We start from the raw sequence: 13,060 nt of genomic DNA on the forward strand, positions 1-13,060 counted from the left end.
CGGTGTCGGTGTCGGTGTCGGGGACCGGGCGCTGCACCGGGACGGCCCCGGTCTCCCCGATCTGGGCGGCGGCCCGGGCGCCCGCCCGGTAGGCGGCGATGGCTCCCGCGCGCGCCGCCCGCACGTCGGAGACCGGAGTCGACGGCGGAGTCGGAGCGGGCGCCTGGGGCGGCGCAACGGGCGTCGCCGCCGGAGTCGATGACGAAGTCGGCGCCGCCGGCTCCGGAGCTCCGGAAAGGCCCTTCGCTGCCGCCGGTCCGTCCCCGGCCGCCGCCTCGATCTCCCTGCGCCCGCGCGCTCCGGGGACGGTGGCACCCGGCGGCGGCTCCTCCTCGCCACGGCCACCGTCACCGGCACCGTGGCCGCCGCCGTATCCCCGCTCGTCCTCCTCCAGGACGGGAACCGGCGCGTAGCCGCAGAGGGCCTCCTCCGCCGCCCCCGCCGCGAGTCCGGTCAGCACCACGCGTCCGTCGTCGCAGACGAGCACCGTGCGGGCGGTGATGTTGCGATGGGCCCATCCGTGCGCGTGCAGCGCCCGCAGGGCGGTGAGGACGTCCGAGCCGATCTCGGCGGCGCGGTAAGGGCTCAGCGGCCGCTCGTCGAGGAGCGCCGCCAGCGGTGTGGCCGCCACCAGCTCACTGACTATCCACAGCGAACCGGTCTCCGCGAACACGTCGAAGACCTGGTCGAGGCGCGGATGGTCGGGGATCTGGGCGGCAGCCTGCGCCGCCTCGACGGCCCGTCGCACGGCGGGGTCGGCCGGCCGACGGGTCGCCCGGCCCTGGGTGCGGTACGGCGTGTAGCCGGCTCCGTCGTCCTCGACGACCTCGGCGTCGACCACCTCGGGCAACGGAACCTGGCGGACGACAACTTCCTGACCGCTGTAGGTGTCGAAGGCGCGCGTCTCCAGGAGTTCGTACGCGTCCGCGGGCGGCAACGGCAGGCGGTAGCGGTCGGCGAGCACCCTTCCCGCGTAGTCGTCCACGACGCCTCCCCACCGAGCGCGCTGTCCCCGGGGTTCCCACGGACCCCACGGATCGTACGAAAGCCGTCAATTCCGGTCCGGCCCGGTGCAGTTAACGGCTCTGTTCGGCTGCGTACGGTCCGCGACCTCTCACGATACGTGTCGCGGGTCAGTCCTTGGGGCTGAACGTGGCGAACGCCGTGTCCCGCAGCGTCCTGCACGCGACGGCGTCCCACTCGTCCGCCTTGCAGCTGATCATGATGGAGTAGCCGCGCTTGGCGTCCACCTTGAAGCCCCGGTTGAGGATCCGGACCCGCATGCCGCTCTGGTTCCGCTCGAACTCCCAGTCGGCGACGGTCGGATAGTTCTTGTACGAGACGGTCCTGATGCCGATGTGGCGGTAGCCGTTGCTGCTCGCGGACACCCCGGCCACGGCGCCGGCCCACGCGCTGTACGCGTCGTCCTTCGGGCTGTCGTTGAAGTCGACCTGAACACGCGGGAAGCCGCCGTTCGCGTTGAATATCCCGCCGGAGTTCCGGCCCGCGATGGCGTTGAGCGTGAAGGTCGCCGGCATCGCCATGGAGAAGTGGAACCGGTCGTCGGTCACCATCTTGTACCCGGCGGGCAACTGGGCGCCGCCCGCCTCCGTACCGCCGGCGCTGGGCTTCGAGGACGGCGTACCGCTCTGCTCGCCCGTACCGCCCGGCTGCTCGCCGCCCTGCTGACCGGGGTCGCTCGGCGTCCGGCCCTGTTCCTGGCCCTCGCCGTTCCCCGCGGTGGTCCCTGCGGAGGTCGCCTTGTCCCCGGTGCCCTTGCCGCCGCCCTTGGTGTCCGTACCGTCCTCGCCGCCGCCCAGCGCGACGGCCAGGATGGTGCCGAGCAGGGCCAGGACCACGACCGCGGCGATGATCACCTGGGTGCGGCGGGGCACCACGTCCGTGAGCGAGGCACGCGGCTGCACCGGCCGGTTCCCGCCCTGGAGCGGCTCCGGCTTCGGCCTGGCCTTCTGTTCGGGCTTCACCGCGGCTGCCGCGTCGCGTACGGACTTCAGCGCCCCGCGCACCCGCTCGGCGGCCGCATCGGCGGGCTTCTCCTTCACGGAGGGCGCGAACGGCGGCGCGGCAGGCAGCGGCGGCAGCGGAACGACGCGCGTGGCCTCTGGCGACGGCTCGGGTTCGAAGACCGGCGCGGGCGCGTCGAGCACGGCCTTGAGCAGCACGCGCGCGCCGGCGTCGTCGAGCCGCTGCGCGGGGTCCTTGGCGAGCAGGCCGTAGATGACCTTCTCCAGCAGGGGCCCGGCGTTCTTCGGCGGGTCGACGGGCTCGGTCATCACGGCGGTCAGGGTCGCGATGGCGGAACCCTTGTCGTACGGCGGGCTGCCCTCGACGCTCGCGTACAGCAGTCCGCCCAGCGACCACATGTCGGCGGCCGGTCCGGGCTTGTGGCCACGGGCCCGCTCGGGCGAGATGTAGGAGGGCGCGCCGACGAGCATGCCGGTGGAGGTGATCGACGGGTCGCCCTCGACCTGGGCGATGCCGAAGTCGGTGAGGACGACACGGCCGTCCTCGGCGATCAGTACGTTGGACGGCTTCACGTCGCGGTGCAGGATGCCCTCGCGGTGCGCCGAGCGCAGCACGTCGAGGATGGCGAGGCCGACCTCGGCGGCGCGGTGGGGCGTCAGGGTGCCGTCCTCCCGGACGGCGTCCGCGAGGGACTTGCCCTCGATCAGCTCCATGACGATCCACGGCCGGTCGTCCTCGTCGACGACGTCGTAGACGGTGACGGCGCCGTTGTTCCGGATCCGGGCGATGGCCTTCGCCTCGCGCAGGGTCCGGGTGATGAGGCGTCGCTTCTCGTCCTCGTCGATGCTGTTGGGGAAGCGCAGCTCCTTGACGGCGACGGTCCGCCCGAGCGTTTCGTCGACCGCGCGCCACACCGTGCCCATGCCGCCGCGTCCGAGCACCCCGTCGAGCCGGTAGCGCCCGGCGAGCAGCCGCCCTTCGGCCGTCGCCCCGGCGCCGGCCTTCCCGGAGCGCCCCGCGCCCGCGCCCTTCCTGAGCCCCTGCCCCGCGCTCGGGGCACGCACCGGCTCGGCACCGGCCGAGCGGCCGTCGGAACGCACCGCGTCCGAGGCCCCGGCGCCCGAGGGAACGGCGCCCGAGGGAACGGCGTCCGAAGGAACGGCGTCCGAGGGAAGCGACTTCGACGGCACGGCATCCGACGGCTCCGAACCCGACGGAACGGCGTCCTCCGGCACAGCACCCGAGGGAACGCCATCCGAGGGCTTCGAACCCGACGGCGCGGAGCCCGAAGGCTTCGCGCCCGAAGGCTTCGCCGCCGAGCCCGCCTCGGCCTCCGGCTTCGAGGCCGGCGCCTCGCCGGACCGCGCCGCGCCGGGCACCTTCCCCGACCCGCCGTCCGTGGCCCCGGCACCGCCGTCGCCGGCGGCGTCGCCGACACTCTCGGCGCTGCTCGTCGTGTCCGTCCTCGGGCCGGAGCCCGCGTCCGACTCCGCCTCACGGGCCGCCGGCACCACACCCCGGTCGCTGTCGGTTCCGGCTCCCGCCCCGGCGTCCCGCCGAGGGTCCCGCGCCGTGTCCCGCGACTGCTCCGCCTCCGACATGCGTCCCCTCTGCGATCCCTGATCTTCGCCCGCGCTGCCGCTTCCCGCGCGATGCGGTAACCCGCCCTGGAAGAGAGCCCATTGTCTCTCACCCCAGGACCGATGCCGCTCCCGGGTCCGCACTCCGAGAGGACGGCCCCTGGGGAAAGCGCTCCCATCAAGCCACCCGACGCGCAGCCACCCCCTGAAGGTTCCCCGGCCCGTACCGACAGGATGCCGCACCCGCCGGCGAACGCGCTCCTTGGAGGGACGACTTGACGGCCCGTCCCCCGGTCGGCGGAGCCTGCGGTGTCCCGACGTCCGGTCAGATCGGCACGATGTCCGGTGCCCCGAGCCGCGCCGCGTCCGCCGTCAGGTCGTCCGGCTGCCGCTGCGACTCGCGCTCCGCCTCCACCCGCTTCTCGTAGTGCTCCACCTCCTTGTCGATCTGGCGGTCGTCCCAGCCCAGGACCGGCGCCATGAGCTCCGCGCACTCCCGTGCGCTCCGCGTCCCCCGGTCGAAGGTCTCGATCGAGATCCGGGTCCGCCGGGTCAGGACGTCGTCGAGGTGCCGGGCCCCTTCGTGCGAGGCGGCGTAGACGATCTCGGCGCGCAGATAGTCCTCGGCACAGGCGAGGGGTTCGCCGAGCCCCGGATCGGCGGCGATCAGCTCCAGGACCTCCTCCGTCAGGGCTCCGTATCGGTTGAGCAGATGCTCGACCCGTACGACGTGGAGGCCGGTCCGCGCGGCGATCCTGGCCCGGGCGTTCCACAGCGCCTTGTAGCCCTCGGCGCCGAGGAGCGGTACGTCCTCCGTGACACAGTCGGCGACCCGCTGGTCGAGCGCGTGCACGGCCTCGTCGACGGCGTCCTTGGCCATCACCCGGTAGGTGGTGTACTTGCCGCCGGCGACGACGACCAGACCGGGGACGGGGTGGGCGACGGTGTGTTCCCGCGAGAGTTTGCTGGTGGCGTCCGACTCTCCGGCCAGCAGGGGCCGCAGCCCCGCGTACACCCCCTGGACGTCGTCCCTGCCGAGCGGAACGGCCAGGACGCTGTTCACATGTTCGAGCAGATAGTCGATGTCGGCGCTGGATGCGGCCGGATGGGCCTTGTCCAGGTCCCAGTCGGTGTCCGTGGTGCCCACGATCCAGTGCCGTCCCCACGGGATCACGAAGAGCACGGACTTCTCGGTGCGCAGGATCAGTCCGGTGTTCGAGTGGATCCGGTCCTTGGGGACCACCAGGTGGATGCCCTTCGACGCCCGTACGTGGAACTGCCCCCGCTCCCCGATGAGGGCCTGGGTGTCGTCCGTCCACACCCCGGTCGCGTTCACGATCTGCTTGGCGTGGATCTCGTACTCGCCGCCCGCCTCGACGTCCTGCACCCGGGCGCCGACGACGCGTTCCCCCTCGCGCAGGAAGCCGACCACCCGCGCACGGTTGGCGACCTGCGCTCCGTAGCTCGCCGCCGTACGAACCAGTGTGGTGACGAAGCGGGCATCGTCCATCTGGGCGTCGTAGTACTGCAACGCGCCCACCAGGGCGTCCTTCTTCAGGCAGGGCGCCACCCGCAGCGCGTGCCGCCGCGAGAGGTGGCGGTGGACCGGCAGGCCTCTGCCGTGGCCCGAAGACACCGACATCGCGTCGTACAGCGCGACGCCCGAGCCCGCGTACAGCCGCTCCCAGCCCTTGTGCTGCAAGGGGTAGAGGAAGGGCACCGGCTTCACCAGATGGGGTGCGAGCCGCTCCAGGAGGAGCCCGCGCTCCTTCAGCGCCTCCCGTACCAGCGCGAAGTCCAGCATCTCCAGATAGCGCAGGCCGCCGTGGATCAGCTTGCTCGACCGGCTCGACGTGCCGGACGCCCAGTCGCGGGCCTCCACCAGACCGGTCGAGAGTCCTCTCGTGACCGCGTCGAGGGCGGTCCCGGCGCCGACCACTCCGGCGCCCACGACCAGCACGTCCAGTTCACGCTCGGCCATCGCCGCGAGCGCTTCCGCGCGCTCGGCGGGTCCCAGTGTCGCTGTCCTCACCGCTGCCTCCCGTCGTCCCCCCGTGTGGTCGGGCTCACAGTCGATTCTGTCCCGGGTGTCCGACTTCAGCCACCGCCTGTGGATAACGCCGCCTGTGGATAACACTCGGCGACCTTCGACCTCACAATGCGGCATATCGGTCATATTTACGCCTAGTCTGACATTGCGCTCGACCCGTTCTGTCCACCGGGCTTGCGCTTCTCGTCCCCTCCGGCTACTGGGAAGGACGGCCCACCCTCATGCCCGCTGATCTCGCCGTCATCGGCCTCGGCCACCACGGACTCCCCCTCGCCCAGGCCGCCATCGCCGCCGGCATCGACACCGTCGGCTACGACACCGACCCCCGCCCCGTCGCCGAACTCGCCGCCGGCCGCCCGCCGGTCGACGGCTCGCTCACCGCGTCGGAGATCCGCCGGATGCTCTCGGGGGGCTTCCGGCCCGCCACCAGCCCCGCCGAACTCGGCAGGGTCCGCACGGCCGTCATCTGCGCCCCGACCCCGCCCGGCCCCGACCGCGCCCTCGACCTCACCGGGGTCACCGACGCCGCCCGCGCCCTCGCCACCCGACTGCGGCCCCACACCACGGTCCTGCTGGAGTCCCCCGTTCCTCCCGGCACCACCGAGGGCCTGCTGCGCGGCCTCCTCGAAGAAGGCTCCGGCCTGCGGGCGGGCCGTGACTTCCACCTCGCCTACTCCCCCGGCCGCCTCGACCCCGGCAGCCGCACCCGCGGCTTCGCCGGAACCCCCAAGGTCATCGGAGGCCTCACTCCCGCCTGCACCGAATCCGCCGCCGCCTTCTACGGCCGACTCACCGACAAGGTGGTACGCGCGCGTGGCCCGCGCGAGGCCGAGACGGTCAAGCTCCTGGAGACCAACTTCCGGCACGTCAACATCGCCCTGGTCAACGAGATGGCGGTGCTCTGCCACGAACTCGGCGTCGACCTGTGGGACGTCATCCGCTGCGCCGAGACCAAGCCCTTCGGCTTCCAGGCCTTCCGGCCCGGTCCCGGCGTGGGCGGCCACGGCGTCCCCGTCGACACCATCGGCACCCACCGCCCGCTGCGCATGGTCGAACTGGCGAGCCAGGTCAACGAGCGCATGCCGCAGTACGTCATCCAGCGCTGCGCGACCCTCCTCAACGAGCACGGCAAGTCGGCGCGGGGCGCCCGGGTCCTTCTGCTCGGCATCACGTACAAACCCGATCTCGCCGACCGCGAGAGTTCCCCCGCCGACGAGATCGCCCGCCGCCTGATGGATCTGGGCGCCGTGGTCAGCTACCACGACCCGTACGTCCCGGACTGGCGTGTCCGCGACCTCCCCGTCCCCCGCGCGGACTCCCTCTACGAGGCCGCCGCGCACGCCGACCTGACGGTCCTTCTGCAGCACCACCGCACCTACGACCTCCAGGGCCTGGCGGTGAAGGCCCAACTCCTCCTGGACACCCGCGGCGCCACCCCGGCGGGCGCGGCACACCGCCTGTGAGAATCCCCCGGCCGGTTGTCGGAGCGGGCTGCTAGTCTCCGGGCCTCTCGTTCGCACAGTCGTGCGCAACCGTCCCTGGGGGGATCCACAGCATGAGCCAGCCCGTTCCGCCGCCCGGCAACCCGTTCGCCGAGGGCGCGACGCCCACGCCGTACCCGATGGCCCCGCCGCCGGCACCCGCCCGCGACAACGTGGGGCTGGGTCTCGTCGCCGCCCTCGTCGCCGCGCTCGTCGCCGGCGGTGTGTACGGCGGTATCGCCGGAGCCGTCGAGCGCGAGATCGGCTGGGCCGCGATCGGCGTCGGCTTCCTCGTCGGCTTCGCCGCCGGCAAGGTCGGCGGCCGCAACCCGGTCCTGCCGGTCGTCAGCGCCGTGCTCTCCCTCGGTGCCGTGTACTGCGGGCAGCTCGTCGCCATCGCGATCCTCGGAGGCAAGGAGCTGAACATCCCCGCCACGGAGATGTTCTTCGAGCACTTCGACATGCTCACGGAGGTGTGGGGCGAGAGCAAGGACGCCATGACGTTCCTGTTCTTCGCGCTCGCCGCGTTCGCCGCGTTCTCCGGCTCCAAGAAGGCCGCCCAGTAGCAGCGGTACACACAGCCCGTACAGACGGCACGTAGACGCAGCCCCTACACGCAGCGCGTTCACGGAGCCCATACACGGCGAGGGCCCGCACCGTCCGGTGCGGGCCCTCGCCGTACTTCGTGGACTCAGCGCTTGTGCTGCGCGTCCGCGACCGTGACCTCGACGCGCTGGAACTCCTTGAGCTCGCTGTAGCCCGTCGTCGCCATCGCCCGGCGCAGTGCGCCGAAGAAGTTCATCGAGCCGTCCGGGATGTGCGACGGGCCGGCGAGGATCTCCTCCGTCGTGCCGACGATGCCGAGGTCGACCAGCTTGCCGCGCGGCACGTCCTCGTGGACGGCCTCCATGCCCCAGTGGTGACCCTTGCCCGGCGCGTCCGTGGCACGGGCCAGCGGGGAGCCGATCATCACCGAGTCGGCGCCGCAGGCGATCGCCTTGGGCAGGTCGCCCGACCAGCCCACACCGCCGTCGGCGATGACGTGGACGTACCGGCCGCCGGACTCGTCCATGTAGTCACGGCGGGCCGCGGCCACATCGGCGACCGCGGTCGCCATCGGAACCTGGATGCCGAGCACATTGCGCGTGGTGTGCGCCGCGCCGCCGCCGAAGCCGACCAGGACGCCCGCGGCGCCGGTCCGCATCAGGTGCAGCGCCGCGGTGTACGTGGCGCAGCCGCCGACGATCACCGGGACGTCGAGCTCGTAGATGAACTGCTTCAGGTTCAGCGGTTCGGCGGCGCCGGAGACGTGCTCGGCGGAGACCGTGGTGCCGCGGATGACGAAGATGTCCACCCCGGCGTCGACGACGGCCTTCGAGAACTGCGCGGTGCGCTGCGGGGAGAGCGCGGCGGCGGTGACCACGCCCGAGTCGCGCACCTCCTTGATCCGCTGCCCGATCAGCTCCTCCTTGATCGGGGCGGAGTAGATCTCCTGCAGACGGCGGGTCGCGGTGGCCTCGTCCAGCTCCGCGATCTCGTCCAGGAGCGGCTGCGGGTCCTCGTACCGGGTCCACAGACCCTCGAGGTTCAGCACGCCCAGGCCGCCCAGCTCGCCGATGCGGATGGCGGTCTGCGGCGAGACGACCGAGTCCATCGGGGCCGCCAGGAAGGGGAGCTCGAAGCGGTAGGCGTCGATCTGCCAGGCGATCGAGACCTCCTTCGGGTCCCGGGTGCGCCGGCTCGGTACGACGGCGATGTCGTCGAACGCGTACGCCCTGCGGCCGCGCTTGCCGCGCCCGATCTCGATCTCAGTCACGATGTGTGGCCTTTCCCTCTATGTCTGCGCCTACCAGTATCCCCGACACACGCGCGAGGGGCGGTTCCGGCCACATCCCGGAACCGCCCCTCGCTGACGTGCGCGTTACTTCCTGCTGTAGTTCGGCGCCTCGACCGTCATCTGGATGTCGTGCGGGTGGCTCTCCTTGAGGCCCGCCGAGGTGATCCGGACGAATCGGCCGTTCGCCTGAAGGTCGGGCACGGTGCGCCCGCCGACGTAGAACATCGACTGGCGCAGGCCGCCGACCAGCTGGTGGACGACCGCGGAGAGCGGACCGCGGTACGGGACCTGGCCCTCGATGCCCTCGGGGACGAGCTTCTCGTCGGAGGCGACGCCCTCCTGGAAGTAGCGGTCCTTGGAGAAGGAGCGCTGCTCGCCACGGGACTGCATGGCGCCGAGCGAGCCCATGCCGCGGTACGACTTGAACTGCTTGCCGTTGATGAAGAGCAGCTCGCCCGGGGACTCCTCGCAGCCGGCGAGCAGCGAGCCGAGCATCACCGTGTCGGCGCCGGCGACGAGCGCCTTGGCGATGTCGCCGGAGTACTGCAGACCGCCGTCGCCGATGACCGGGACGCCGGCCGCCTTGGCGGCGAGGGAGGCCTCGTAGATGGCGGTGACCTGCGGTACGCCGATGCCGGCGACGACGCGCGTGGTGCAGATGGAGCCGGGGCCGACACCGACCTTGATGCCGTCGACACCGGCGTCGATCAGCGCCTGGGCGCCGTCGCGGGTGGCGATGTTGCCGCCGATGACGTCGACGCCCGCCGCGTTCGACTTGATCTTGGCGACCATGTCCCCGACGAGGCGGGAGTGGCCGTGCGCGGTGTCGACGACGATGAAGTCGACGCCCGCCTCGATCAGGGCCTGGGCGCGCTCGTACGCGTCGCCGGCGACACCGACGGCCGCGCCGACGAGCAGCCGGCCTTCCTTGTCCTTCGCGGCGTTCGGGTACTTCTCGGCCTTGACGAAGTCCTTGACCGTGATGAGGCCCTTGAGGATGCCCGCGTCGTCGACGAGCGGCAGCTTCTCGATCTTGTGGCGGCGCAGCAGCTCCATGGCGTCCACGCCGGAGATGCCGACCTTGCCGGTGACCAGCGGCATCGGGGTCATGACCTCGCGCACGTGGCGGCTGCGGTCCGACTCGAAGGCCATGTCGCGGTTGGTGACGATGCCGAGCAGCTTGCCCGCCTGGTCGGTGACCGGGACGCCGCTGATGCGGAACTTGGCGCAGATCGCGTCGGCCTCGCCGAGCGTCGCGTCCGGGTGGACCGTGATCGGGTCGGTGACCATGCCGGACTCGGAGCGCTTCACCAGGTCGACCTGGTTGGCCTGGTCGGCGATGGAGAGGTTGCGGTGCAGCACGCCCACGCCACCCTGCCGCGCCATCGCGATCGCCATGCGGGACTCGGTGACCTTGTCCATCGCCGCGGAGAGCAGCGGGATGTTCACCCGTACGTTCTTCGAGATGTACGAGGAGGTGTCGATCTGGTCGGGCGCCATGTCGGACGCGCCCGGCAGCAGCAGCACGTCGTCGTAGGTCAGCCCGAGTGTCGCGAATTTCTCGGGCACTCCGTCGACGTTGGCAGTCATGACACCTTCCCCAAATGGTCTTGATCGGTGCGGATGTCCATGCTAACGGGCTACAGCGGTGTCTCATTCCACGATCAAGATCACCGAGAAGCTTTGTACGTTCCTACGTGTACGTGAGGGCCACCGGCCCCCGCCGGCCCTTACTGCTCGGCCAGCGCCCGCAGTCGGCTGAGCGCGCGGTGCTGCGCCACCCGCACCGCTCCCGGCGACATGCCGAGCATCTGGCCGGTCTCCTCCGCCGTGAGCCCGACCGCGACCCGCAGCACCAGCAGCTCGCGCTGGTTCTCGGGCAGGTTGGCCAGGAGCCTCTTGGCCCACTCCGCGTCGTCGCTGAGCAGCGCGCGCTCCTCGGGACCCAGCGAGTCGTCCGGCCGCTCCGGCATCTCGTCGGAGGGCACGGCCGTCGATCCCGGATGCCGCATCGCGGCCCGCTGCAGATCGGCGACCTTGTGTCCGGCGATGGCGAAGACGAACGCCTCGAAGGGCCTGCCGGTGTCCTTGTAGCGCGGCAGCGCCATCAGGACGGCGACGCAGACCTCCTGGGCCAGGTCCTCGACGAAGTGGCGAGCGTCACCGGGCAACCGGTTCAGCCGGGTGCGGCAGTAGCGCAGGGCGAGCGGGTGCACGCGCGCCAGAAGGTCGTGCGTCGCCTGCTCGTCGCCCTCGACGGCGCGGTGGACGAGTGCACCGATCTCCCCCGGCCCTGCGGGCATGGGGGACCCCCCGGTCTCGTCGTCGCGCATCGCTCCATGGTGCCTCGACGCCTGAGGATTCGCGGCACCGCGTCCGTAGTTGTGCACCGAAGCGTTATGAGCAGGTGCGCCGGAACTCATCTCCTGCGCCCTCCCCTCCCGCTCGATCGACTCGTCCCCGAGGAACTCCACACCCTCAAGGATGCGGCATCCCGCGCGTAAGTGACACAAGCCGCCGTCCCCACGGGGTCCGGACCCGCTGCCGTGACGGGGTCAGGGGCCAACGGAAGCCGCCCCGTCCGCCGGTGGCGGACGGGGATGCGACCTGGTCACGGCCGTCAGCGGACCAGGCCCCAACGGAAGCCGAGGGCGACGGCGTGGGCCCTGTCCGATGCGCCCAGCTTCTTGAACAGGCGCCGCGCGTGCGTCTTGACGGTGTCCTCCGAGAGGAAGAGCTCGCGCCCGATCTCCGCGTTGGACCGGCCGTGGCTCATGCCTTCGAGCACCTGGATCTCACGGGCGGTGAGGGTCGGCGCCGCGCCCATCTCGGCCGACCGCAGTCGGCGCGGGGCGAGGCGCCAGGTCGGGTCGGCGAGGGCCTGGGTGACCGTGGCCCGCAGTTCGGCGCGCGAGGCGTCCTTGTGCAGATAGCCACGGGCGCCGGCGGCGACCGCGAGCGCGACACCGTCCAGGTCCTCGGCGACGGTGAGCATGATGATGCGGGCGCCGGGGTCCGCGGAGAGCAGCCGGCGGACGGTCTCCACGCCGCCCAGACCGGGCATGCGTACGTCCATCAGAATCAGGTCCGAGCGGTCCGCGCCCCAGCGGCGGAGGACTTCCTCGCCGTTGGCCGCGGTGGTCACGCGCTCCACGCCGGGCACGGTCGCGACCGCGCGGCGAAGCGCCTCTCGGGCAAGCGGGGAGTCGTCGCAGACGAGGACGGATGTCATGGCCGCCCTCCGCAGCTGATGCGCGTCACCTTGAGCCTCCAGGGCTGGTACGTATCGTCACCTGTGCGGTTGACGCCCTCGGACATCTGCCCGAGCGCTTGTTCCTTCAACCGCCTCCGCACTCTCAACGATGGTCACTCGAAAGAGTTACGGGTCGGACGGCCGCCTTCGGCACTCTACGTGAGGGGGCGTGCGCGGAGGAGAGCGACGCGGGGACTTCCGTCCTTTATTCGGAAGCTATGCCCCATTTAGCGGGTTTTCTTCCCTTTCAGTGGTGTCTGTGGCTAGATTCGCAATGAGTCATATTTACATCTACTTAGACAGTAGTTGTACGGTCGGGTCGATCCCGCGAGAGCGGGTATCCGAGACCCCTGGGGGGCGAAGGCCCCCAACTCCCCCACTCATCAGCCATCCACCCGCCCACCTATCCGTTCGACACGGTTTCAAGGGGACAAGCGCAATGGCAGATTTCTCCCGCCTTCCCGGACCAAACGCCGATCTTTGGGACTGGCAACTTCTCGCGGCCTGCCGCGGAGTCGACAGCTCCCTGTTCTTCCACCCCGAGGGAGAGCGCGGCGCGGCACGGAGTGCGCGTGAGAACTCGGCGAAAGAGGTCTGCATGCGGTGCCCGGTACGCGCGGAGTGTGCGGCACACGCACTCGCCGTACGGGAGCCCTACGGCGTCTGGGGCGGCCTCACCGAGGACGAACGCGAAGAGCTCATGGGACGAGCCCGCAATCGCCTGATCACGGCATCAGCCACGGCAACGGCATCGGCATCGAGTTCGGCAGGCGTGGGGCACGCCTGAAGGAACGTTTCTGCACGGCAAGGGAACAGCCCGGCAGGGAAAACAGCATGTGAACGGGGCCGGGAACACCCCGCCCGGCCCCACGG

At 71.3% G+C, this 13,060-nt stretch carries 10 protein-coding genes; 3 read left to right on the forward strand and 7 right to left on the reverse strand.

What is annotated here, in order from left to right:
• From J7E93_RS15490 to J7E93_RS15500, 3 genes are all read right to left on the reverse strand, one after another.
• A partial coding sequence (locus J7E93_RS15490) for a protein kinase (protein WP_215069691.1) occupies positions 1 to 985 on the reverse strand: 985 nt, incomplete at its 3' end.
• 148 nt (positions 986 to 1,133) lie between these two features.
• Positions 1,134 to 3,587 carry a serine/threonine-protein kinase gene (locus tag J7E93_RS15495; RefSeq protein ID WP_215069698.1) on the reverse strand — a complete coding sequence of 818 codons (2,454 nt, stop codon included), beginning with the start codon at positions 3,585 to 3,587 and terminating at the stop codon, positions 1,134 to 1,136.
• 304 nt (positions 3,588 to 3,891) lie between these two features.
• Positions 3,892 to 5,598, reverse strand: a complete 1,707-nt coding sequence (locus J7E93_RS15500) for a glycerol-3-phosphate dehydrogenase/oxidase (RefSeq protein WP_215069700.1) — start codon at positions 5,596 to 5,598, stop codon at positions 3,892 to 3,894.
• 239 nt (positions 5,599 to 5,837) lie between these two features.
• Between J7E93_RS15500 and J7E93_RS15505 the strand changes: the two genes are divergently transcribed.
• Together J7E93_RS15505 and J7E93_RS15510 are read left to right on the forward strand one after the other, a co-directional pair.
• Positions 5,838 to 7,079 (forward strand): nucleotide sugar dehydrogenase, encoded by a 1,242-nt coding sequence (locus J7E93_RS15505; protein ID WP_215069702.1) that lies wholly within the window; start codon positions 5,838 to 5,840, stop codon positions 7,077 to 7,079.
• A gap of 92 nt (positions 7,080 to 7,171) precedes the next feature.
• Positions 7,172 to 7,663, forward strand: a complete 492-nt coding sequence (locus tag J7E93_RS15510; protein WP_215069704.1) for a hypothetical protein — start codon at positions 7,172 to 7,174, stop codon at positions 7,661 to 7,663.
• Between the two features lie 125 nt (positions 7,664 to 7,788).
• Here the strand turns inward: J7E93_RS15510 and J7E93_RS15515 are convergent, their stop codons facing one another.
• The 4 genes from J7E93_RS15515 to J7E93_RS15530 all read right to left on the reverse strand — a co-directional run bounded on the left by J7E93_RS15515 (position 7,789) and on the right by J7E93_RS15530 (position 12,166).
• Complete coding sequence (locus J7E93_RS15515; RefSeq protein ID WP_215069706.1) at positions 7,789 to 8,913, reverse strand: GuaB3 family IMP dehydrogenase-related protein; 1,125 nt, start codon at positions 8,911 to 8,913, stop codon at positions 7,789 to 7,791.
• 105 nt (positions 8,914 to 9,018) lie between these two features.
• Positions 9,019 to 10,524, reverse strand: coding sequence for an IMP dehydrogenase (gene guaB, locus J7E93_RS15520; RefSeq protein ID WP_215069708.1), 1,506 nt, complete (start codon positions 10,522 to 10,524; stop codon positions 9,019 to 9,021).
• A gap of 140 nt (positions 10,525 to 10,664) precedes the next feature.
• A complete protein-coding gene (locus J7E93_RS15525) occupies positions 10,665 to 11,267 on the reverse strand; it encodes a sigma-70 family RNA polymerase sigma factor (RefSeq protein WP_251066595.1) in 603 nt (200 codons plus the stop codon).
• Between the two features lie 287 nt (positions 11,268 to 11,554).
• Entirely contained in the window at positions 11,555 to 12,166 is a 612-nt protein-coding gene (locus tag J7E93_RS15530) for a response regulator transcription factor (protein WP_003948568.1), read from the reverse strand.
• A 460-nt stretch (positions 12,167 to 12,626) separates the two neighbouring features.
• On the opposite strand from J7E93_RS15530, the gene J7E93_RS15535 reads away from it, so the two are divergent.
• A complete protein-coding gene (locus J7E93_RS15535; protein ID WP_215069710.1) occupies positions 12,627 to 12,974 on the forward strand; it encodes a WhiB family transcriptional regulator in 348 nt (115 codons plus the stop codon).
• Positions 12,975 to 13,060 lie beyond the last annotated feature (86 nt).

Source organism: Streptomyces sp. ISL-36, assembly GCF_018614205.1.
In the GTDB taxonomy this organism is placed as follows: domain Bacteria; phylum Actinomycetota; class Actinomycetes; order Streptomycetales; family Streptomycetaceae; genus Streptomyces.

Coding starts and splice junctions, on each gene's coding strand:
- J7E93_RS15535 (WP_215069710.1), top strand. CDS start 12,627: ATGGCAGATTTCTCCCGCCTTCCCGGACCAAACGCCGATCTTTGGGAC.
- J7E93_RS15495 (WP_215069698.1), bottom strand. CDS start 3,587: ATGTCGGAGGCGGAGCAGTCGCGGGACACGGCGCGGGACCCTCGGCGG.
- J7E93_RS15510 (WP_215069704.1), top strand. CDS start 7,172: ATGAGCCAGCCCGTTCCGCCGCCCGGCAACCCGTTCGCCGAGGGCGCG.
- J7E93_RS15530 (WP_003948568.1), bottom strand. CDS start 12,166: ATGACATCCGTCCTCGTCTGCGACGACTCCCCGCTTGCCCGAGAGGCG.
- guaB (WP_215069708.1), bottom strand. CDS start 10,524: ATGACTGCCAACGTCGACGGAGTGCCCGAGAAATTCGCGACACTCGGG.
- J7E93_RS15505 (WP_215069702.1), top strand. CDS start 5,838: ATGCCCGCTGATCTCGCCGTCATCGGCCTCGGCCACCACGGACTCCCC.
- J7E93_RS15525 (WP_251066595.1), bottom strand. CDS start 11,267: ATGCGCGACGACGAGACCGGGGGGTCCCCCATGCCCGCAGGGCCGGGG.